General features: G+C 65.5%; 13 protein-coding genes and 2 pseudogenes. 10 read left to right on the top strand and 5 right to left on the bottom strand.

Going from position 1 to position 23,423, the window contains the following annotated elements:
• The 5 genes and pseudogenes from HUU99_RS14130 to HUU99_RS14155 form a co-directional block, all read left to right on the top strand.
• Positions 1 to 318 (top strand): annotated as a pseudogene (locus HUU99_RS14130) (exodeoxyribonuclease VII large subunit); the annotation flags it as partial.
• An 11-nt stretch (positions 319 to 329) separates the two neighbouring features.
• Positions 330 to 530: a DUF2093 domain-containing protein gene (locus HUU99_RS14135; protein WP_174287225.1), complete on the top strand. Its 201-nt coding sequence runs from the start codon at positions 330 to 332 to the stop codon at positions 528 to 530.
• Positions 527 to 1,363 carry a M23 family metallopeptidase gene (locus tag HUU99_RS14140; RefSeq protein WP_174287226.1) on the top strand — a complete coding sequence of 279 codons (837 nt, stop codon included), beginning with the start codon at positions 527 to 529 and terminating at the stop codon, positions 1,361 to 1,363. Before HUU99_RS14135 ends, HUU99_RS14140 begins: the two co-directional genes overlap by 4 nt.
• Positions 1,364 to 1,596: 233 nt before the next feature.
• Positions 1,597 to 4,515, top strand: coding sequence for a TonB-dependent receptor plug domain-containing protein (locus HUU99_RS15410; protein ID WP_217430836.1), 2,919 nt, complete (start codon positions 1,597 to 1,599; stop codon positions 4,513 to 4,515).
• A 287-nt stretch (positions 4,516 to 4,802) separates the two neighbouring features.
• On the top strand, positions 4,803 to 7,913 hold the full coding sequence (locus HUU99_RS14155; protein ID WP_174287227.1) for a TonB-dependent receptor plug domain-containing protein: 3,111 nt from the start codon (positions 4,803 to 4,805) through the stop codon (positions 7,911 to 7,913).
• Between the two features lie 77 nt (positions 7,914 to 7,990).
• On the opposite strand, the gene clpB is transcribed toward HUU99_RS14155, so the two are convergent.
• Positions 7,991 to 10,570 carry an ATP-dependent chaperone ClpB gene (gene clpB / locus HUU99_RS14160; protein WP_174287228.1) on the bottom strand — a complete coding sequence of 860 codons (2,580 nt, stop codon included), beginning with the start codon at positions 10,568 to 10,570 and terminating at the stop codon, positions 7,991 to 7,993.
• Between the two features lie 200 nt (positions 10,571 to 10,770).
• Between clpB and HUU99_RS14165 the strand changes: the two genes are divergently transcribed.
• The 4 genes from HUU99_RS14165 (at position 10,771) to HUU99_RS14180 (ending at position 17,801) form a co-directional block, all read left to right on the top strand.
• Positions 10,771 to 13,611, top strand: coding sequence for a M16 family metallopeptidase (locus HUU99_RS14165; protein ID WP_174287229.1), 2,841 nt, complete (start codon positions 10,771 to 10,773; stop codon positions 13,609 to 13,611).
• Positions 13,612 to 13,638: 27 nt separating this feature from the next.
• A complete protein-coding gene (locus HUU99_RS14170) occupies positions 13,639 to 13,938 on the top strand; it encodes a hypothetical protein (protein ID WP_174287230.1) in 300 nt (99 codons plus the stop codon).
• Positions 13,939 to 14,031: 93 nt separating this feature from the next.
• Complete coding sequence (locus HUU99_RS14175) at positions 14,032 to 15,957, top strand: CocE/NonD family hydrolase (protein WP_174287231.1); 1,926 nt, start codon at positions 14,032 to 14,034, stop codon at positions 15,955 to 15,957.
• Complete coding sequence (locus HUU99_RS14180; RefSeq protein WP_254603236.1) at positions 15,954 to 17,801, top strand: DUF885 domain-containing protein; 1,848 nt, start codon at positions 15,954 to 15,956, stop codon at positions 17,799 to 17,801. The genes HUU99_RS14175 and HUU99_RS14180 overlap by 4 nt, the downstream gene beginning before the upstream one ends.
• Positions 17,802 to 17,886: 85 nt before the next feature.
• Here the strand turns inward: HUU99_RS14180 and mazF are convergent, their stop codons facing one another.
• From mazF to HUU99_RS14195, 3 genes are all read right to left on the bottom strand, one after another.
• Positions 17,887 to 18,216 carry an endoribonuclease MazF gene (gene mazF / locus HUU99_RS14185; protein WP_254603237.1) on the bottom strand — a complete coding sequence of 110 codons (330 nt, stop codon included), beginning with the start codon at positions 18,214 to 18,216 and terminating at the stop codon, positions 17,887 to 17,889.
• Positions 18,216 to 18,458 (bottom strand): AbrB/MazE/SpoVT family DNA-binding domain-containing protein, encoded by a 243-nt coding sequence (locus HUU99_RS14190; RefSeq protein WP_174287233.1) that lies wholly within the window; start codon positions 18,456 to 18,458, stop codon positions 18,216 to 18,218. Before HUU99_RS14190 ends, mazF begins: the two co-directional genes overlap by 1 nt.
• Positions 18,459 to 18,528: 70 nt before the next feature.
• Complete coding sequence (locus HUU99_RS14195; protein WP_174287234.1) at positions 18,529 to 20,058, bottom strand: fumarate hydratase; 1,530 nt, start codon at positions 20,056 to 20,058, stop codon at positions 18,529 to 18,531.
• 89 nt (positions 20,059 to 20,147) lie between these two features.
• Here HUU99_RS14195 and HUU99_RS14200 point away from each other — a divergent pair, with 89 nt between their 5' ends.
• Positions 20,148 to 22,808 (top strand): EAL domain-containing protein, encoded by a 2,661-nt coding sequence (locus tag HUU99_RS14200; RefSeq protein ID WP_254603239.1) that lies wholly within the window; start codon positions 20,148 to 20,150, stop codon positions 22,806 to 22,808.
• Between the two features lie 67 nt (positions 22,809 to 22,875).
• Here HUU99_RS14200 and HUU99_RS14205 read toward each other — a convergent pair.
• A pseudogene (locus HUU99_RS14205) lies at positions 22,876 to 23,423 on the bottom strand (TonB-dependent receptor); the annotation flags it as partial.

A 23,423-nucleotide genomic window follows, 5' to 3' on the forward strand; every position in this document is an offset into this window, starting at 1 on the left:
TCGGGGGCGCTGCGCCCTGCGATCCTGGCGACGCGGCTGGAGGCGGCGCGCGCGCGGCTGGAAGCGAGCTGGCGGCTGGCCGTGTCGCTGAACCCCGACCGCGTGCTCGACCGCGGCTACGCGCGGGTGACAGTACAAGGCAGGGCAACGACGCTGGCGACCGCGGCGGCGGCGCGCGGCGCGGGGGCGGTTACGCTGCACTTCGCCGACGGCACGGTCGATGCGTGGACCGATGCGCCGCGCGTTGAGCGCCCCACGGGGAAGGGCTATGGCAAAATCGATGGGAAGCCCGGGGCCGACCAGCCGACCTTGTTCTGAGAGACGACGCTATGTTGATGTCGAATACCGATCGCGCCGCGCGGCTCTATTATATGGCCAATGGCTTTCGCGTGCTGGCGACAGGGGACCATGTCCTGTGCGCGGTGTCGGGCGCGCGGGTGGCGCTGGAGGATCTGCGCTACTGGAACGTCGCGCGCCAGGAAGCCTATGCCAGCGCGGCGATCGCGACCGAGGCGATGGCACCGCAATGAGGCGTATCGCCGCGGCGCCGCTGGGGATCGCTATCGTCATCGCCGTCCCGGCGGCCGGCCAGTCCGACGCGTTCCACTGGACCGGCACGACGACGCAAGGGGGCCTGATCAGCGGTACCGCGCCCGCGGGCACGGTCTCGCTGACGCTGGACGGCAAGCCGGTGATGCTCGCGCCCGATCGCCGCTTCATCGCCGGGTTCGACCGCGATGCGAAAAGTGCGGCGATGTTGGTCGCCACGCTGGCGGACGGGCGGTTCGTGATACAAGCCCTGACGATCGAGCCGCGCGGCTGGGCCCTGTCGCGGCTCGACAGCCTGCCCAAGACGCCGGTGCCCGACGCCGAATTCGCCGTCGTCCGCCCGCCCGAACTCGCCGCCATCGCCGCCGCGCGGGCGCGGGCGACCGACGCCGCGGGCTGGCGACAGCAATTCACCTGGCCGACCACTGGCCGCATCTCGACCTTTTTTGGGTCGCAGCGGATCTACAAGAATGGCGAGGCGGGGGCCTATCATTCGGGCATCGACATCGCGCGCCCGACGGGCACCGTCGTCACCGCCCCCGCGGACGGCGTCGTCACCCTGGTGGCGGACCACCCCTTCACGCTGGAGGGCAATCTGTTGATGATCGACCATGGCATGGGGCTGAACAGCGCGTTCCTGCATCTTTCGCGGATCGACGTGCATGTCGGCGACCATATCCGCCAGGGCCAGCCGATCGGGCTGGTCGGCATGACCGGACGCGCGACGGGTCCGCATCTGCACTGGGGGTTGAAATGGGGGGAAGCGAAGCTCGATCCGCTCGTGGTCGCGGGGCCGATGCCTGCAGGAAATTAATGTCGTAATCATAATGATTAAATGACAAGTATGTCAGCATCAGTGCCATTTAGGTTACACCGGCAATCAAAGCACGGGGGCGACGGAATGCGGTCTTTACACCCGGAAGCGCTCGGACCATCGGCGATTTCATAGCAGGCGGTTAGAAACGACCGACGCATCAAGGGCCGCACGCGACGGTCCGTTCACGGTCCGCGCTTTGCGCGGTCATGGTTGTAATAAAGGGTTCTTATATGGCCAAGACTTTCCATTTTGCTCGCAAGACGTTCAATTCCGGCACGGCATTGCAGGTTCTTGTACTCCTCGGTGCCGGCGCGGTGGTTACGCAGCCCGCGGTCGCGCAAGACGCGGCTCCGCAGAACCAGCCTGCGACGACCGTTGCCGGGTCCGCCACGCTAAATAACAGCCAAGTAAACCCAGATACCGCGCAGGAACCTGCGACGACCGGAAATGACATCGTCGTGACCGGCACACTTTTCCGTCGCGCGAACACCGAGACGGCATCGCCCGTTACCGTGCTGACCAATCAGAACCTCCAAAACGCCGGCATTACCAATGTTGCCGACGCGGTCCGGTCGATCTCCGCCGACAATAGCGGTTCGATCCCGACTGCGTTCGCGGCCGGCTTCGGTTCCGGTTCGGCGGGCGTGTCGCTACGCGGTCTGACCGTCAATTCCACGCTGGTGCTGATCGACGGTATCCGGACTACCAACTACCCTTATGCCGATGACGGCCAGCGCGCGTTCGTCGACCTCAATTCGATCCCCAAGAGCACGATCGACCGGATCGAAGTGCTGAAGGATGGTGCATCGTCGACCTATGGCGCTGACGCCATCGGCGGGGTGGTCAACATCATTACCCGCAAGGAAATCAAGGGTATCGAAGGAACCGTCGAAGGCGGCGTATCCGAGCGCAGCGACGGTGGCGAGCAGCGCGCCACCCTCAGCGCGGGCTATGGCGACCTGACCGAGCAGCATTTCAACGTTTATCTGAACGCCGAATATGAGCGCGACGACCTGATCCAGGTCTCCGATCGTGGTTTTCCGTACAACACCGCGGACCTTACTTCGATCGGCGGCGATGATAACAATAACGGTGCGTTCGGCGCATTCGGCACGCGTGCGACCAGCATCAGCGCGGTTGTTCGGCCAGCGGTGCAAACCATCGCGGGCAATATCCTTTCGGGACAATCGGTACCTGGCGGTCTCACCCAGGTCCTGACGGCCGGTGGCTGCGCGACGGGCACGATCGCCCGCAAAGACAGCTCGGGCGCGTATTGCGAACAGAATGTCGCGCCCTACGGTACGATCCAGCCGCAACAGACCCGTTACGGCTTCAGCGGTCGCGGCACCTTCAAGATCGGTGACCGCGCCGAAGCCTATCTGACGGGCAGCTATTACCACAGCAGCGTCTTCTCGACGGGTGCGCCGTTCACCGTCAGGCAGAACAATCCCGTTTCGACGACGAACATCGTCTTGCCGGTCTTCCTGGCGAATGGCCAACTCAACCCGCAGGATCCCTATGCGCAGCAGGGTCTGGCCGCGCAGCTTGCTTACGCGTTCGGCGATCTTCCCGTTTCGTCGGTGACGACCAACAATGTGTATCGCGTGGCGGGTGGCATCAATGGATCGTTCGGGCAGGGCTGGACCTATTCGGCGGATGCCACCTACGCGAAGAGCGACCTGACGGGCGTCAATCGCGGCTATCTCAACATCGCTGGACTGACGGCGGCGATCAACAACGGCACCTATAATTTCATCAATCCGTTACTCAATACGCAGGCGGTGCGCGATTCGGTCTCTCCTTCGGTTTCCACCAAGGCGACCTCCGAACTGTATATGGTCCAGGGGGTCGTCACCAAGGAGCTGTTCCAGCTGCCGGGCGGCGCGTTCCAGCTCGGCGTCGGTGGATCGGCCCGTCACGAGAGCCTGAACAATCCTAACGCCAATGCCAACGACGCTTTTCTCGGGTTGAACGCGGTCACCGCAGCGGGATCGCGCACCATCGTCGCCGGTTATTTCGAAGCCGATGCGCCGGTCTTCAAGGAGCTGGATATCACAGCGTCGGGCCGGTACGATCATTACTCGGATGGTTATGGCCGCTTCTCGCCGAAGATCGGCGCGAAGTTCCAGCCTTTCAAGCAACTCGCAATTCGCGGGACGTATTCGAAGGGCTTCCGCGCGCCAAGCTTCGCCGAATCGCAGAGCGGATCAGTGATCGGCTATACCAGCGCGACGCCGCCCGCTGCGGTGATCGCGGCACATAACAACGACGCTTACGTGAAGAGCTATGCGTTCGGTTACAACACCGCATCAAACCCCAATTTGAAGCCCGAATTGTCGCGCAGCTTTACGGGCGGTGCCATCCTCCAGCCGCTTAGCTGGCTGAGCATGACGTTCGACTATTACAATATCAAGAAGACGCAGGTCATCACCGGCGGTCCGCTCGCGGCGACTGCGGTTTCCAATTATTACGCCGGCCTCGCATTGCCTGCCGGCTATACCGTTACGCTCGACGATCCTGATCCGCTTGCGCCCACCGCTATTCGAAAGGTGCTGGTCGTCAACTCGCTGTATCAGAACGCAGCTTCGCTCAAGACGTCGGGCATCGACGCATCTTTCCTAGCGAACTTCCACGTGCAGGACTTCCGGTTCACCAGCAAGCTCGAAGGTACGGAAATCCTCGACTACAAATTCCAGGCTGCGGATGGCGCACCGGTCGACAATTATGTGGGAACGCAGGCACCCTATATTCTATCGTCCGGTGCAGGTACGCCGCGCTGGCGCGCGAACTGGCAGAATACGGTCGAATATGGTCAGTATTCCCTCTCGGGCACGGCTTATTATACCAGCGGTTACAAGGCCGTCGCCGTCGACCAGAACGGATCGGGTGCCACGAGCTGCAACGATCAGCTCTACGATCCGAGCCTCGGCAATACCTTCTGCCATACCAAGGGCTATTTCCAGCTGGACTTGGTAGCGCAGATCAAGGTGAACCCGAAGTTCACGTTCTACTTCAACGCGTTGAACGTTTTCGATGCGCATGCGCCGCTCAACCCCGCCAATTATGCGGCGGTCAACTACAATCCGACCTGGACGCAGGGCGGGATTGTCGGACGGTATTTCCGCGCGGGGGCGAACTTCAAGTTCTGATCGCCGCTCAGCGCGCGATCCGGGGCGGTTCCGAAAGGAGCCGCCCTTTGCTTTTTGGCCCCGCGCGGCCGCAACGCACGATCAGAGGCCGAGCCTTAGGATCGTGCTATATATATCACAACATGACATATAACTCATAAAAGTGTCAGGCGAATCCCTGACCTGCTTTACTTGATGCGCGACGACACGCATTCCTGTTGCAACGCCGCAAGACCGGGATGGTCGCGCGGAGAGGGATCAGGCACGCACCGCGACACGCGGGCGCGCTCATCAGGGGGACTGAATACATGGATACGACGACCTTCGTTCGCCGCACGTGGCTTCTCGCCACGGCCGCGCCGCTGGCGATCCTGATCGCTGGCGTGCCGTCGATCGCTACCGCGCAGACCTCGTCTGCGACGCTGCCGCCGACGACCGACCAGTCGTCGGACCAGGCCGCGAACGAAAAGGACATCGTCGTCACCGGTTCGCTGTTCCGTCGTACCGACACCGAGACGCCGTCGCCCGTCACCGTCCTGACCGCCGACGAATTGCAGAAGCGCGGCATCAACACCGTTACCGAGGCGATCCAGCGCCTGTCGGCTAACGGCGCGGGCACGCTGCCCAATTCCTTCTCGGCGAACGGTGCCTTCGCGTCGGGCGCTTCCGCCCCCTCGCTGCGCGGCCTGACCACCGATTCGACGCTCGTGCTGTTCGACGGCCTGCGCGCCGCTTATTATCCGCTGGCCGACGACGGCACGCGCAACTTCGTCGATATCAACTCGATCCCGGACGCGATCGTCGACCGGATCGAGGTGCTGAAGGATGGCGCGTCGTCGACCTACGGCGCGGACGCGGTCGCGGGCGTGGTGAACGTCATCACGAAGAAGCAGATCACTGGGCTTCACCTTAACGCATCGGGCGGCATATCGAGTAGAGGCGACTCGGGCGAACAACGCTTCGACGCGACCTATGGCTTCGGCACGTTGGAGGATAACCACTTCAACTTCTACGTCAGCGGCGAATATCAGAACGACGAAATCCTCTATAACCGCGACCGTGGTTATCCCTACAATACCAACGATCTCAGCCAATTGTGCGCGGCGAGCGTCGGTACGGCAACCATCGCCGCTGGGTCGCGGACCTGCCGCACCAACGGTGTGGCGAACGGCACGCAATTCGACGGTACCTATGCGGGATTGGGAACGACCAACTATCCGGTCGTGCGCGCCTATAACGGCACGAACACCGCTGCGATCGCAGGATCGCGATACACGTTGCTCAACCCCGCTCAGGGTTGCGGCGCGCTGCAGACGACCACGCTGACCGCTGCGCAGGCGGCCTCCGCAGCCGGCGCGACGGCGGCACTGACGAACTGCCTACAGGATAACCGCTTTCTGTACAGCGTCATCACGCCGGCGCAACAGCGTATCGGCGGCAGTGCTCGTCTGACCGTGCAGCTGAACGACAAGACCCAGGCCTATCTGGCGGCGAACTTCTATCGCAGCGACGTATTCTACACCGGGACGCCGACATCGTTCCGTTCGTCTTCGCCCGCGGGCGGTACCCTGCTCAGCCTCGCGAATCTTGCGCTACCCGTTTTCGTTTGCAACCTCGGCGGTGCGAATGCGACGCTGGTCAACACCGTGCCGACGAAGGTAGGCGGATGTACCGCCGCGAACGGCACGCTGAACCCGAACAATCCCTATGCAGCCCAGGGCCAGGATGCGCGCGTCGTCGGCTATCTTCAGAACGTCCCGCTCAGCAACGAGCGCAAGACCGACACCTACCGCATCGCAGGCGGCGTCAACGGCAGCGTCGGCAATCTGTTCGACTACAAGCTGGAAGGCACCTACAATAAGGACCACCTGCGGGCAACGTACAACGGATACATCTACCTGCAGAACCTGATCAACGCTGTGGCCGATGGCTCGTACAACTTCATCAATCAGAGCGCCAACTCTGCGACGGTCCGGAACTATATCGCACCGAGCTTCGTCAACCTCTCGGACTCCGAATTGTACCAGGGTCAGCTGATCCTGACCAAGCAGCTGTTCACTTTGCCGGGCGGTCCGCTGAACGTCGCGGCCGGCGGTTCCTATCGTCATGAATCGATCTACGCGCCGAGCGCCAATCCGGTGATCGCAGGCGATACGCTCGGTTCGCTGCGCTATTCGAGCGGTGTAAACGGCTTCGGCACCACTGGGCAGCGCGCGGTTGCATCGGGTTTCTTCGAAATCGATGCGCCGATCCTGACCCAGTTGGAGATCAACGGTTCGGGACGGTATGACAGCTATTCCACGGGGCAGAGCAACTTCTCGCCGAAGATCGGTGCGAAATTCACGCCGATCCGTCAGCTGGCGATCCGGGGCACATACTCGCGCGGGTTCCGCATCCCGAGCTTCGCGGAGTCGTTCGCATTGCCGACGACGGGCTATGTCAACTCGCAGGTGACTGCGGTGACTGCGGGTAGCCTGGCCGCCGCCAACGCCTTCTATGCCGCGCATGGTAACGACGCCTATGCGACGAGCGCCTACAGCTACGGTCTGACGTCGATCGGCAATCCCAACCTGAAGCCTGAAAAGTCGCGCAACTTCACGGGTGGCGTCATCATCGAACCGACACGCAACGTCAGCCTGTCGGTCGATTATTTCAACATTCAGAAGACGGACGTCATCCTGGCGGTTTCGGCCGGTAATGCGTTGTCGCAATATTATTCGAACAACGGCGTGGTCAACATTCCCGGCGTAACGGTGATCCCGGCCGTGGCGGACGCTGCATTCCCCAACGCATTGCCCCTCCTCGGCTTCGTCCAAAGCAGCTTCTCGAATGGTGCCAAGCAACTCGTCTCGGGTATCGATTTCGATCTCGAGGGCTCGTACAACATCACGCCAAGTATCAAGTTCTCGACATCGCTCGATGCGAGCTTCATCATCAAGTCTTCGCTGACGCGCGCCAATGGTTCCTATGAACGATATGATGGTACGCTCGGGCCGGAGAATAACACCTCGGCATCGGGCACGCCCAAGTGGCGCGGCAGCTGGCAGAATACGGTCGACTTCAATGACCGCTATTCGCTCAGTGTCACCGCTTACTACACCAGCGGCTATAATCTCTCCGCAACCGACAATGGCGGCATCTACGACGATTGCTATAACAGCCTGGGCGGCGACGTCGCCGTCTATCGCGACAACGCCACCCCGGTGGTCTGCGACGTGAAGTCGTTCATCGATGTAGACCTGACCGCGAGCGTCAAGGTCAACGACCGTTTCACGCTGTACGGCAACGTCCTGAATCTGCTTAATGTGGCGGCACCGTACGATCCGGGTACTTATGGCGGCTATCAGTATAATCCCGCCTGGGCGAATGCCGGGATCATCGGTCGCTACTTCAGGGTCGGCGTACGGGCGAAGTTCTGATCGTTCGCACTGAAGACAAAAAAAGGGGCGGTTCCTGCGAGGGGAGCCGCCCCTTTTACGTGTTGCCGTTTGTCCGATCACCCCACCCCCAACACCAACCCCCCATCCCCCTCGTCCACCCGCACCGTGGCCCCGTCCTTCACCGCGCCGCGCAGGATCAGGTCCGCCAGCGGGTCCTGCAGATACCGTTGCACCGCGCGCTTCAATGGTCGCGCGCCGTACACCGGGTCGTAGCCGACCCGTCCGAGCCACATCCGCGCGGCATCGGTCAGGTCCAGCGTCACCTTGCGGTCCGCCAGCAATTTGCCGACGCGGCCGATCTGGATGTCGACGATCGGGGCCATCTGCGCCTGGCCGAGCCGGTGGAACAGGATGATCTCGTCCAGCCGGTTGAGGAATTCGGGGCGGAAATGGCCGCGGACGATCTCCATCACCTGCGGCTCGACCGCCGCGACATCCTCGCCCTCGCCGAGGTTCGCGAGGTACTGCGACCCCAGGTTCGAGGTCAGGATGATGAGCGTGTTCGTGAAATCGACCGTCCGCCCCTGTCCGTCGGTCAGCCGCCCGTCGTCGAGCACCTGGAGCAGGACGTTGAACACGTCCGGATGCGCCTTCTCCACCTCGTCGAACAGCACGACCTGATACGGCCGCCGCCGTACCGCCTCGGTCAGCACGCCGCCCTCCTCATACCCGACATAGCCCGGCGGTGCGCCGATCAGCCGCGCGACCGCGTGCTTCTCCATGAATTCGCTCATGTCGATCCGCACCATCGCACCAGCATCGTCGAACAGGAACTCGGCGAGCGCCTTGGTCAGTTCGGTCTTGCCGACGCCGGTCGGCCCGAGGAACAGGAACGAGCCGAGCGGCCGGTTCGGGTCCTGCAACCCCGCGCGTGCGCGCCGGACCGCGGTCGAGACCGCGCGGACCGCATGGTCCTGCCCGATCACGCGCTTGCCGATCGTGGCTTCCATCGCGAGCAGCTTGTCGCGCTCGCCTTGCAGCATGCGTTCGACGGGCACGCCGGTCCAGCGGCTGACGACGCCGGCGATGTCGTCCGCGGTCACTTCCTCGCGCAGCATCGCGCCGTGCGTTTCGCCCTGCGCCTCCTCGACCTGGCGGACGAGCGCCGGGATGGTGCCGTAGGACAGCTCGCCGGCGCGCGCGAGATCGCCCGATCGCTGCGCCTGCTCCAGTTCGAGCCGTGCCGCGTCGAGCTGTTCCTTCAGCTTCGCGCTGGCACCGATCTTGTCCTTCTCGGCCCGCCACCGCGTGGTCAGCGCGCCCGACTGCTCCTCCAGATCGGCAAGCTCTGCCTCCAGATTGCCGAGCCGGTCGACGCTCGCAGCGTCGGTCTCGCGGCGCAGCGCCTCGCGCTCGATCTTCAGCTGGATGATCCGGCGGTCGAGGGTCTCGATCGCCTCGGGTTTCGATTCCACCTCCATGCGGATGCGCGATGCGGCCTCGTCCATCAGGTCGATCGCCTTGTCGGGCAGGAAGCGATCGGTGATGTAACGGTTGGACAGAGTCGACGCGGCGACGATCGCGCCGTCGGTGATCCGCACGCCGTGATGGAGTTCGTAGCGGTCCTTGAGGCCGCGCAGGATCGAGATCGTGTCCTCGACGGTCGGCTCGCCGACCATGACGGGCTGGAAGCGGCGCTGGAGCGCGGGGTCCTTCTCGACATATTTGCGATATTCGTCGAGCGTCGTCGCGCCGACGCAGTGGAGCTCGCCGCGCGCGAGCGCGGGCTTGAGCAGATTGCCCGCGTCCATCGCGCCTTCGGATTTTCCCGCGCCGATCAGCTGGTGCATCTCGTCGATGAACAGGACGATATCGCCCTCCGCGGCTTTCACTTCGTCGAGCACGCCCTTCAGCCGCTCCTCGAACTCCCCGCGATACTTCGCGCCCGCGATCAGCGCGCCCATGTCGAGCGCCATGAGGCGCCGGTCCTTGAGCGTGTCGGGCACGTCGCCATTGGCGATGCGGAGCGCGAGCCCTTCCGCGATCGCGGTCTTGCCGACGCCGGGTTCGCCGATCAGCGCCGGGTTGTTCTTGGTGCGGCGCGCGAGGATCTGGATCGTGCGGCGGATCTCCTCGTCGCGGCCGATAACCGGATCGAGCTTGCCGTCGCGCGCCGCCTGGGTCAGGTCGCGCGCGAATTTCTTCAGTGCGTCGTACCGGTCCTCCGCGCCCGCCGTATCGGCGGTGCGGCCCTGGCGCAGGCCGTTGATCGCGCCGTTCAGTGCCTCGGGCGCCGCGCCGGCGGCCTTCAGCGCCTTGCCCGCCGCGGTGTTCAGCGACAGCGCGAGCGCGACCAGCAGCCGCTCGACGGTGACGAAGCTGTCGCCCGCCTTCTGCGCGATCTGTTCGGCCGAATCGAGCACGCGCACCGCGTCGTTGTCGATCCCGGGCGATTGCTGCGCGCCCGAGCCGGCGACCGCCGGAATCTTCGCGAGCGCCAGATCGGTCTCGGACAGCGCGCGCTTCGCATCGCCGCCAGCTGCCGTGACGAGGCCGGACGCCATGCCCTGCTCGTCCTCCAGCAGCGCCTTCAGGATATGTTCGGGCGCGATCCGCTGATGGTTCATCCGGATCGCGACGGTCTGCGCCGACTGGAGGAAGCCCTTGGCGCGGTCGGTGAATTTTTCGAGGTTCATCGCGTGGTCCTGTGGTTCGGCCGGAAGGTAATGTTGTATTTGGGCAACACAAGTTGCCTGTCGCTAAATTCGTCATGGGAAGGTCCCGATCAGCTGCATGAAGGGGGGCCTCGAACGGCTGTAACGGACGCTGGCACGAAGGACGGTTGCACGACCCTTCGCGGCTGATACGTTGCCGGTACAGGGATCGGGAGAACATGATGACCAAGGCCTTCGCGCTGACCGGCGCGGCACTCGTCGCGCTGGCGGCACCCGCGGCGGCACAGGACGCGAAGCCCGCGCCGGTCGCGGACCTGGTAAAAGCGGTGGATATCCCGTTCGAACAGTTCACGCTGCCCAACGGCCTGCGCGTCGTCGTCCATACCGACCGCAAGGCACCGATCGTGGCGGTGTCGGTCTGGTATCATATCGGGTCGAAGGACGAACCGGCGGGGCGCACCGGCTTCGCGCATCTGTTCGAGCATCTGATGTTCGGCGGATCGGAGAATAGCGACCAGAGCTGGTTCCAGCCGATGCAGGCGATCGGCGCGACCGGGCTGAACGGCACCACCTATTTCGATCGCACCAATTATTTCGAGACGGTCCCGCGCGGCGCGCTCGACACCGCCTTGTTCCTCGAAAGCGACCGGATGGGGCATCTGCTCGGCGCGATCACGCAGGCGAAACTCGATATCCAGCGCGGCGTGGTCCAGAACGAGAAGCGCGGCAACGACAACCAGCCCGGCGGGCTGGTCGACTACAAGGTGCTGGAGACGCTGTTCCCGGAAGGCCACCCCTACCACCACACCACGATCGGCTCGATGGGCGACCTGGACAAGGCCAGCCTCGCGGACGTGAAGGGCTGGTTCCAGCAGCATTACGGGCCGAACAATGCGGTGCTCGTACTGGCCGGCGACATCGACATCGCCGCAGCGAAACCGCTGGTGGCGAAATATTTCGGCGACATCCCGCGCGGGCCGGCGAACGTGCCGACCCAGGCCGCGGTGCCGACGCTGGCGAAGCGCGTCGACCTGGTCTTCAAGGACCAGGTCGCGCAGACGACCGTCACCCGGGTGTGGGCGATCCCGGGTTCGCTCGATCCGGTCGCGCCGGCGCTCGACATGGTCGCCAGCATCATCGGCGGCCTGGACAGTTCGCGGCTTCAGCAAAGCCTGGTGCGCGGCAGCAAGGTCGCGGTCAGCGTAAGCGCGGGCTCCGACAATTTCGAACGCGTCGGCGAATTCGAGATCGACGCCGTCGTGAAGCCGGGGGCGGACCCGGTCGCGGTGGGCGCCGCGATCGACGCCGCGGTCGCCGATTTCATCAGGTCGGGCCCGACCGAGGCCGAGCTGCGCCGTGCGAAGACATCGTCGATCGCCGGCACGATCCGCGGGCTGGAGGGGGTCGGCGGCTTCAGCGGCAAGGCGGTGACGCTCGCCTCGGGCGCGGTCTATGCCGGCGATCCCGGCTTCTACCGCAAGGAACTGGCGGAGGAGGCCGCACTGACCCCGGCGGCGGTGCAGGCGGCGGCACGGACATGGCTGTCACGGCCGGTGCTGGCCTATACGCTGGAGCCCGGGCAGCGCGATGCCTATGACGAGGCCGCGAGCGTCACCGCCGCGACGCCTGCCGCGCGGCCGCCGGTCAAGGCCCCGGCGGGCGCGACCGGTCCCGCGCCGCAGACCGCGACGCGCGGCAGCATCCCGCTGCCCGCGCCGATCGCCGATCTGGATTTCCCCAGGATCGAGCATGCGGTGCTGTCGAACGGCATCCCGGTGGAATTCGCGCGGCGCGGCGCGGTGCCGGTCGTCAACGTCTCGATCGATTTCGACGCCGGTGCCGCCGCCGATCCCAAGGCGAAGCCGGGCACGCATTCGCTGATGCTGCGCGTGCTGAAACAAGGCACCGACCGCTACGACACCGCGCAGATCGCGGCGACGCAGGAGGCGCTGGGCACCGCCATCAACACGTCCGCGACGATGGATCGTTCCTCGGTGTCGATGGCGGCGCTGACCCCCAATCTTGCCGCGTCGCTCGACCTGATGGCGGATATCGTGCGCCATCCCGCGTTCCGACCGGCCGATATCGACCGTGTCCGCGGCCAGCAACTCGCGGGGATCGCGGCGGAGACGAAGGAACCCGAGCCGCTGGCGCTGCGCGTGCTGCCGCCGATGCTGTACGGCAAGAACAGCCCGTACGGCGTGCCGTTCACCGGGACCGGCGATCCCGCGGTCGTCGCCGCGCTGACGCGGGCCGACCTGGTCGCATTCCGCGACGCGTGGCTGCGGCCGGACAAGGCGACGATCTTCGTCGTTGGCGATACCAGCCTGGCGGCGGTCGTGCCGCTGCTCGAAAAAAGCTTCGGCGGCTGGCATGTCTCCGGGACGGGGCCGACCAAGGATTTCACCGGCGCGCTGCCGCCGGTCAAGGGTCGGATCGTTGTCATCGACCGGCCGGGCGTCCCGCAATCGCTGATCTTCGCCGGGCAGTTGACACCGAAGCAGGGCACCGACGATCTCGTCCCGCTCACCCAGGCAAACGCCGTGCTGGGCGGCAGTTTCTCGTCGCGTCTCAATACGGACATACGCGAGACGAAGCATTGGTCCTACGGCGTGCAGGGGTTCCTCAACACCGTCCAGCACATCGTGCCCTATATGATCTACGCACCCGTCCAGGCGGACCAGACCGGGCCATCGATCGCGGCGATGCGCGGCGACATCGCGAGCTTCCTCGGCGACAAGGGGGTGACCCCAGCGGAATTGAAGCGTACGATCGACGGTGCCGTCCGTGCGCTGCCGGGCCGGTTCGAGACCGCGGGGGCGGTGCTGAGCGCGATGGAGGGCAACCAGGTCTATGGCCGACCCGACGATTATCAGGCGACCCTGCCCGCCCGGTATCGCGCGCTGACCGCGCCGGTGCTCGACGCCGCCGCAAAGGCGGCGATCGATCCCGACAGGATCACCTGGGTCGTCATCGGCGACGCGGCGAAGGTCAAGCCGCAGCTTGACACGCTTGGCCTGCCGGTCGAAGTCGCCGCAGCGCCCGACCAGGGCACGAAGTAGATCGTTCGAAGATCAGGAGAGAATGCGATGGCGAGCGTTGACGGAAGCTGGGATTGCGTGGTCAAATCGCCGCTGGGCGACCAGAAGCTGACGCTCAGCGTCACGAGCGACGGTGCCAGCTTCACCGGTACCGCGTCGGGCGCGATGGGATCGAGCGACGTGTCGGGCACCGTGGACGGCGATACGATCGTCTGGACGCAGTCGGTCAGCGTGCCGATGCCGATGACGCTCGATTGCAAGGCGACCGCGGCCGGCGACACGCTGACCGGCACCGTCGGCGCGGGCGCATTCGGCAGCTTCCCGCTGACTGGTTCGCGTAACGGCTGATTTGCCGGCATGACGGCAAGGCACATACCGCGTTGACATTAACCCTGCCGGCGAGGACGTTGCGCCTACGCCGAACAGGGAAATAGACACCGCATGATCCGTACGCTGGCCGCTGTCGTCTCGCTCGTCGCCCTTGCTGCTGGGCCCCCCGCATCCGCGCAGAAATCCGCGGCGCAATATGACGAACGGCCAGCCAAACTCGCGCCGCGCGACGAGGGTTACGGCTATACCCGCCGCGTCGCCGATATCCCGATGCGCGATGGGACCAAGCTTCACACCGTCATCGCGATCCCCAAGGGTGCGACGGGCGTCGGCATGCTGATGACCCGGACGCCCTATGACGCCGAGGAACTGGCGAGCACGACGCCGGGCATCTATGCCAGCCTGCCCGGCAGCGACGATACCGACCAGGACCCGATCACCGCATCGGGCTATATCCGCGTGTTCCAGGACGTGCGCGGCATGCACAAGAGCGAGGGCATCTACATGATGAACCCCGCGCCCGCCGGATCGCCGTTCAACCCGACCAAGTTCGACGATTCCACCGACACCTACGACACGATCGACTGGCTGGTGAAGCACGTACCCGAATCGAACGGTCGCGTCGGGATCATCGGGATCAGCTATGACGGGTTCCTGCCGCTGATGGCGCTGATCAACCCGCACCCCGCGCTGAAGGTGTCGGTGCCGATGAACCCGATGGTCGATGGCTGGCGCGGCGACGACTGGTTCCACAACGGCGCGTTCCGCGAGGAGATGACCGAATATATCCTGAGCCAGGAAGGCACGCGGGCGGCGGATACCAAATGGCGCACCAACTATGCGGACGATTACGACTATTTCCTGAAAGCGGGTTCGGCCGGCGCGGTCGGGAAGGCGCAGGGGCTGGAGCAGCTCGGCTTCTGGCGCAAGATCACCGAGCATCCCGCCTATGACCGTTTCTGGCAGGAAGCGGCGATGGACAAGGTCCTGGCCAAACAGCCGCTGAAGGTGCCGGTCATGCTGGTCGCCAGCCTGTGGGACCAGGAGGATATCTACGGTGCCCCCGCGGTATGGCGCGCACTGAAGCCCAAGGACGCGAACAACGACATGGTCTATATGTCGATGGGGCCCTGGCATCACGGGCAGGAAGCGGGCGAGGCCAGCACGCTCGGCGCGATCAAATGGGACCAGGACACCGCCAAATATTGGCGTCGCAACATCCTCGCGCCGTTTCTCGCGCATTATCTGAAGAGCGACTCGCCGCCGATGGACGTCGCGACCGTCTCCGCCTTCCAGTCGGGCGCGAACCGGTGGCAGAAGCTGCCGACCTGGCCGACGACGCTTGGGGGAGCAGGGGGCGGCGGCGTACCGCTGTATCTCAAGCCCGGCGGCGCGCTCGGCTTCGACGCCGCGGCCGGGCCGGTGCAGACGCGCGATTATATCGCCGATCCGGCGACCCCGGTCGGTTACCGCGTGCGGCCCGACAAGCCGACCTACGCGACCGGATCGACCTGGCGGCAATGGCTGGTCGACGATCAGCGCGGGGTGTCCGGACGCCCCGACGTGATCGAATTCGAAACCGATGTGCTGACGCAGCCGGTGACGATCGCGGGCACGCCCGAAGTGCATCTGACCGCGTCGACCAGCGGCACCGACAGCGACTGGGTGGTCAAGCTGATCGACGTGTATCCGCAAGGACTGACCGGCGACAAGACGATGGCGGGATACGAGCTGGGCGTCGCGATGGACATCTTTCGCGGCCGATACCGCGAGGATCTGTCGGTCGCCAAGCCGATCGCGGCGAACGTCCCGCTGAAATACGGCTTCGCGCTGCCGATGACGAACCATGTCTTCCGCCCCGGGCACCGGATCATGGTGCAGGTCCAGTCGAGCTGGTTCCCGCTCTACGACCGCAATCCGCAGACCTTCGTCCCCAACATCTTCTTCGCGAAACCCGCGGATTATGTCGCGGCGACGCAGAAGGTGACCGTCGCCGGACCGGACGAAAGCTACATCACCCTGCCGGTGGTGAAATGAGGATCGATCCGATGATGGAACGCCGCGCCTTCCTGCTGAGCTCCGCCGCGACCGGGGCGGCGGCGATGATGATGCCGCGCCTCGCCGTCGCGGCGCTGCCGCGCGTCGCCCCTGACGGGGCGGAGACGCCGCTGAACGTGATGTTCTATCGGTTCGTCCAGGCCGAGCTTCGCCGCAGCCCCGAATTCGCGACCAATATCGGGCTGGATACCGGCGCGAATGCCGATTTGCGCGGCAAGCTTTCCGACCAGTCCGCCGCTGGCATCGCCGCCAACCGCGCGGAAAGCCGTGCGCAGCTGAAACAGCTGGAAGCGGTCGACCGCGCCGCGCTGTCGGCGGCGGAGCGGATCGACCTGGACTGCGTGCTGTACACCCGGCGCTCCGCCGCAGCCGTGGCGGCATTCGACTTCGGCGGATCGTCCTACGGCCCCAGCCCGTACGTGGTGTCGCAGCTATCGGGATCGTATCAGTCGATCCCCGATTTCCTCGATACCAAGCACCGGATCGATACCGCGGCGGATGCCGACGCGTATCTGTCGCGGCTCGCCGCCTGGCCGGCGCAGCTCGACGCGAACACCGACCGGATGCGGCATGACGCCGGCATCGGCGTGGCGCCGCCCGACTTCATCCTCGACCTGACGCTGGAGCAGATGGGCAAGACCGCGACCCCCGCGGCCGATGCACTGGTGGTGAAGTCGCTCGCCAGGCGCGCCGCGGCGAAGGGACTGGGGGATCGCTACGCCACGGACGCCGCGCGCATCTACACGGACAGCGTGCTGCCCGCGCTCCAGCGCCAGCTTGCTTATGCGAAAGAGCTGCGCGCCAAGGCGACGCACGACGCGGGTGTGTGGAAACTGCCGCAGGGCGAGGCCTTCTACCCCGTCGCGCTGAAGGCGACGACGACGTCCAGCATGACTCCCGACGAGGTCCATAAATTCGGGCTCGACCAGGCGGCGATGCTGACCGCGCGGCTCGACACCGAGCTGAAGAAGCAGGGCTACACCAAGGGGACGGTCGGCGAACGCATGGCCGCGCTCTACAAGGATCCGGGCCAGGTCTACCCAAACACCGACGCCGGCAAGGTGCAGGCGATCGCCTATGCCAATGGCCGGCTCGATGCGATCCGTACGCGCTTGCCGACCGTCTTCGACCGCGTGCCCCCCTACAGCTTCGAAGTGCGCCGCGTGCCGGCGCAGACCGAGGCGGGTGCGGCGGCGGCGTTCAGCCAGTCGCCCGCGATCGACGGGTCGCGGCCGGGGCTCGTCTATTTCAACCTCAAGGATGCGGGCGACTGGCCCAAATTCTGCCTGGCGACGACGGTGTTCCATGAAGGGCTGCCGGGGCACCAGCTGGAGGGCGGGCTGGCCTTGTCGAACACGCGGCTGCCGCTGATCCGCAAGCTGTCGGGCTTTTCCGGCTATGCCGAGGGCTGGGCATTGTACGCCGAGCAGCTGGCGGACGAGATCGGGATGTACGACGACGATCCGCTCGGGCGGCTGGGCTATCTGAAGTTCATGCTGTTCCGCGCCAATCGCTGCGTCGTCGATACCGGCATCCATCACCTGCGCTGGACCCGCGAACAGGGCATCCGCCGCTTCGTGGAACAAGAGGGCGAAACCCAGGGCTTCGCGGCGCGCGAAGTGGAGCGGTACTGCGTGAACCCGGGCCAGGCGGCGAGCTACAAGCTGGGCCATTCGGTGTTCGTCGGTATCCGCGAGAAGGCGAAGGCGAAGATGGGCGCGCGGTTCGACCTGAAGGCGTATCACGACGCGGTGCTGGCGAACGGTCGCGTACCGCTGGATGTGTTGCAGGCGATCGGGGATGATTGGGTGGCGAAGGGGTAGCTTGCGCCATTCAGAATGATCGCATTAAGCCGTCGCCCGGCGGGCAGTGTAATTTTCGCCTCGGCGGTGCGAATATCATGACGGACTACACGGTTAGCAATGCCTTCAGCTTCGCCTTGACATCCGCGACCACGGCCTTGGACACCACATCCTTCCGCGTCGCGCGTCGAGCCCGCCAGTCCAGGCTCTTGATCTGATCGATCAGCACGACGCTCGGCGGGTCGGTGCTGACCACCACCTCGAAGGCGTAGTTTTTGATCCGCGACGTCATCGGGCAACAGATCATCATGCCGCGCATGCCGTTATACCGTGCCGGCGAAAGGACGAGGGCAGGGCGGCGGCCTGCCTGCTCGTGCCCTGCCTGTGGATCGAATTCCAGCCAGACCACGTCGCCGACGTCCGGCACATAGGCCATTACCAAATTTCTTTGCCGATGCGCGGGCCGTAATCGACGGTATCGGGAAACGTGTCGGCCGTCATCCGATCGAGCAGGGAGTCCAGGTCATAAATCGGCGTACGCACCGCCTCGATCACGACGCGTCCTTCCTCTTCGCGAACGTCGACTTCCTGATCGATATGCAGCGTGGCTGCGGCCATGACCGATGCGGGAATACGGACCGAGGCGCTGTTGCCCCATTTTCTGACTTGTACGCGCATGGCACCCTCCACTGTCGTAACGTGACCGATAGGGCAAGCAGATCATGTGTCAACACATGTATCTACAATGCTAAGAACACGCCCCCACCAACAACCCCTCCCGCGCGATCTTCTCGCGCCAAACGAGCGGCGCCAGCTGGTGGACGTTTGCGCCCTCGCTATCCACCGCTACCGTCACCGGGAAATCGCTGACTTCGAATTCGTAGATCGCCTCCATCCCCAAATCCGCGAAGCCGACGACCTTCGACCCCTTGATCGCGCGCGCGACCAGATAGGCCGCGCCGCCGACCGCCATCAGATAGGCGGATTGCGCCTCAGCGATCGCCTTGGTCGCGTCGGGCCCGCGTTCCGCCTTGCCGACCATCGCCAGCAGGCCCTGGCCGAGCATCAGCCTCGTGAACTTGTCCATCCGCGTCGCGGTGGTAGGGCCGGCGGGGCCGACCACCTCCTCGCCGACCGGGTCGACCGGGCCGACATAATAGATCACCCGGCCCCGGAAATCGACGGGGAGCGGTTCGCCCGCGTCCAACATGTCCTTGATCCGCTTGTGCGCGGCGTCGCGGCCGGTCAGCATCTTGCCGTTCAAGAGCAGCCGGTCGCCCTGTTTCCAGCCGCGCACGATCTCGGGCGTCAGCGTGTCCAGGTCGACGCGGATCGCGGCCTTGTCGGGGGTCCAGTGGACGTCGGGCCATTCGTCCAGCCTGGGCGGTTCCAGATAGACCGGTCCCGAACCGTCGAGCGTGAAATGCGCGTGGCGGGTGGCGGCACAATTGGGGATCATCGCGACCGGCTTGGACGCGGCATGCGTCGGCCAGTCGAGGATCTTCACGTCCAGGATCGTCGACAACCCGCCCAAGCCCTGCGCACCGATGCCGAGCGCGTTGACCTTGTCGTGGATCTCGATCCGCAAGGCCTCGATATCGTTCTTCGGCCCGCGCGCCTTCAACTGCGCCATGTCGATCTGGCCCATCAGCGATTGCTTGGCGAGCAGCATCGATTTTTCCGCCGTGCCGCCGATGCCAATGCCGAGCATCCCCGGCGGACACCAGCCCGCCCCCATCTGCGGCAGCATCTCCAGCACCCAGTCGACGATCGAGTCGCTGGGGTTCATCATCTTGAACTTGGACTTGTTCTCCGACCCGCCGCCCTTCGCGGCGACGTCGATCGACACGGTGCTGCCCGGCACCATCTCGACGTTCAGCACGCTCGGGGTGTTGTCCTTCGTGTTGCGCCGGGTGAAGGCGGGATCGGCCAGGATCGAGGCGCGCAGCTTGTTCTCGGGATTGAGATAGGCGCGCCGTACGCCCTCGTCGACGACCTGCTGCAACGAGCGGGCGATCGTGTCGAGCCGGCAGTCCATGCCCCATCTGACGAATATGGTGACGATGCCCGTGTCCTGGCAGATCGGGCGGTGCCCCTCCGCGCACATCCGGCTGTTGGTCAGGATCTGCGCGATCGCGTCCTTCGCCGCCGGACCCCGTTCAGCCTCGTACGCCGTGCCCAGCGCGCGGATATAATCCATCGGGTGATAGTAGCTGATGAATTGCAGCGCGTCGGCGACGCTTTCGATCAGGTCGGCTGCGCGGATGATGATGGTCATGCCGCCGTGCTTAGCCGCTCGCGTCGACGCGGCAAAGTGTGCGGCGTGGATACGCTTTCGAAACGCATCGCGCGCTATCCCTTCCCGGTATGCCAGGTAACCCTTCCTCCAGTGAACCGTTCGCGCGCAGGATCGCCGCGACGCTGCGCGTGCTCGGGCTGCGCGAGGACGTACGCGACGCCGCGGTCGAGATGCATCTGACGAAGTTCCGGCGAGTCGCGATGATATGGCCGGTGTCGCTTTGCGCGGTCATCGGCGGCGCGGCGGTCGCGGTAACCGCGGCGCTCGTCGAACAATCCGCCGTCATCGATATCGCCGCCCTGTCGGGAACCGTGCTGGCGGTATCGGGGGTGATCCTGTGGCTGCTGCGCGGGCCGGCGACGACCGAGCACGTCGTGCACCGGCGGATGCGCGCGCTGGTCGTCGCCACCGCGGTGCTCGGCGGGACGTTGCTCGGGCTCGCCTGGACGGTCGGCCAGTTGCCCGGCGGCGACTGGGAGCAGGCGGGGGTCGCGGCGGCGGCGGGGGCGTTGATCGCGGTCTCGGTCGCGGTGGTACCGGTGCGGGCCGGAACGCTCGGGCTCGGTGCCGGGCTGATCGTCGCGCTGGCGGCGAAGTCGCCCGGCATGACGCTGCCGCTGACCGCGCTGCCGTTCTTCGCCTGTGTCGCGGTCGGCCTGATGCGGCTCGGCCGGACCGATCTGCGCCAGGCGCTGGAACGCGCGGCGGAGGCCAGCGAGGGCCGGTTCGCCGCCAAGATGGTCGCCGAGTTCGAAGGCCAGGGGACCGGCTGGTTCTGGGAGACCGATCGCCACGGCCGGGTCACCTATCTGTCCCCGCAGGTCGCCGCCGAGATGTCCGCTCCGGGCGCGAATGGCGCGGACGGCGGCGGCACCCCGGCGCTGCTGACCGACCTGTTCCGTATGGACAGCACGACCCCGGGCACCGAGCGGACGCTTGCCTTCCATCTGTCGTCGCGGACCAGCTTTTCGGAGTATTCGGTCTGCGCCGCACGCACCGGGATGGACGGGTCGGAAAGCGGGCGCTGGTGGTCGATGTCTGGGCGGCCCGTCGTCGACGATCTCGGCCGGTTCCAGGGGTTCATCGGATCGGGGACCGACCTGACCGAAAAGCGCAAGTCGGAGGCGGAGATCACCCGGCTCGCGCTGTTCGACGGGCTGACCGGGCTCGCCAACCGGCAGCGCATGCATCTGTCGCTCGACAAGACGCTCAACCAGAAGGCCGGGCCGTACCGCGCCACCGCGCTGTTCCTGATGGACCTCGACCGGTTCAAGGCGGTCAACGACACGCTCGGTCACCCCGCCGGCGACGCGCTGCTGAAGCAGGTGGCGCAGCGGCTGCAGCGCGGAGTCGGCGATCAGGGGCTGGTCGGCCGGCTTGGCGGCGATGAATTCCAGGTCGTGCTGCCGGGGATGGACGCGCGCGAGCCGCTGTCGGTCCTGGCGCGCGATCTGATCGCATCGCTGTCGCAACCCTATTTCATCGCCGGGACGTCGGTCACCATCGGCTGTTCGATCGGCATCGCGATCGCGCCGGAACATGGCGAGGATTCGGAGACGCTCACCCGCAACGCCGACCTGGCGTTATATGCGGCGAAGGCGGACGGGCGCGGCGTCCACCGTTTCTATTCGGACGAGATGCTGGCGGGCGCGCAGAGCCGCGCGCTGCTGGAAGACGATCTGCGTCATGCGCTCGGCACCGGTGCCTTCCACCTCGCCTATCAGCCCGTGGTCGCGACGAAGGACGTGCGGATCGTCGGTTACGAGGCATTGCTTCGCTGGGACCACCCGACCCGCGGATCGGTATCGCCTGCGATGTTCGTGCCGGTGGCGGAGGAATGCGGGCTGATCGAACAGATCGGCGAATGGGTGCTGCGGACCGCCTGCCACGCCGCCGCGCGCTGGCCGCACGATGTGCGAGTCGCGGTCAACGTCTCGCCGATCCAGTTCGCCAATCCGAAATTGCCCGCGATCGTGGCCAGCGCGCTGGCGGCATCGGGGATCGCGGCGGCACGCCTGGAGCTGGAAATCACCGAAGGCGTGTTCCTCGACGAAAGCGCGTCGTCCGAACGCATGTTCCGCGCGCTGAAAGCGCTCGGCGTCCGGCTCGCGCTCGACGATTTCGGAACGGGCTATTCCTCGCTCGGCTATCTTCGTTCGGCCCCCTTCGACAAGATCAAGATCGACCAGTCGTTCGTGCGCGGCGCGGTGATGCCGGGCAACCGCAACGCCGCCATCATCAAGGCGATCGTGACGCTGGCGGATACGCTCGGCATGGAGACGACCGCCGAAGGGGTTGAGATCCAGGACGAGATCGAACTGGTCCGCGAACTGGGATGCAGCCACATCCAGGGCTATGTCTATGGCCGCGGCATGCCCGCGGCGGCGGTCGAGGAGCAGCTCGCGGGCGGTGGCCTCGCCACCCCGATCGGCCACAAGGTCAGCCGTGCACCGCGGACCAAGATGCTGCGGTCCGCGCGAATGGCGATCGGGCAGGTGGTGGGCGACGTGCGGATCCGCGACATCTCGCCGGGCGGCGCGATGATCGACGGGATCGAGATCGACGGCGAACCCGGCGGGATCGACGTGCTGATCGAACTGCTGGAGGATCAGATGTTCGCCGCGCGGATCCGCTGGGCCAAGGACGGCAAGGCCGGGATCGAATTCGCGGAAAGCTTTGCGCTGGACCGGCTGAACGCGGTGGACCGGACGGTGCGGCGGGCGGGGTAGGCGGCCTGCTCCGACGAAGCGCGTGCCTCCCGTCATCCCCGCTTTCGCGGGGATGACGAAGGAAGAGCTAGAAAAACAATTTCCGCACCGTCAGCTTCACCGTTCGGCCAAGCGGGTCGAGATAGTCGGGCTGGTAGCTGACCGGTGTCGCGCCGGTCCCGTCGGTCACGCGCTGGCGGCTGTCGAACAGATTGTCCGCGGACAGCACGATCCGCATCCCCCGCAGCCAGGGATGCGCCTTCAGCAGATCGAGTCGCTGGCCCAGATCGGCGAACAGCCGGAGGTTCGCGGTGGCGAGCCCGCCGAAGTTCAGCGTTCCGCTCGTCGCCCCGGTCGTGTCGCCGCTGACCTCAGTGCCGCTCGCGTAATTGGCGGACAGCCGCACGCCGAGCCCGTTGTTGTTGTACCCCGCCTGCGCTTCGACGAGGTGACGCGACTGTCCGCCGCTCGAGCCGATCGCATCGCCGTTCAGCAGGTCGAGCTTCGGCAGGCCGTTCCGGATCAGCACCGAATCGGTGAAATACCAGGTATGGTACAAGGCGAACTGCAGCCGCCCGCCGGCCTGGCCACCGCGGCCGCCGAAGCCACCGCCGCCGCCGCCGCCACGGAACCCGC

The sequence above is a fragment of the Sphingomonas bacterium genome, from assembly GCF_903642285.1.
Classification (GTDB): Bacteria; Pseudomonadota; Alphaproteobacteria; order Sphingomonadales; family Sphingomonadaceae; genus Sphingomonas.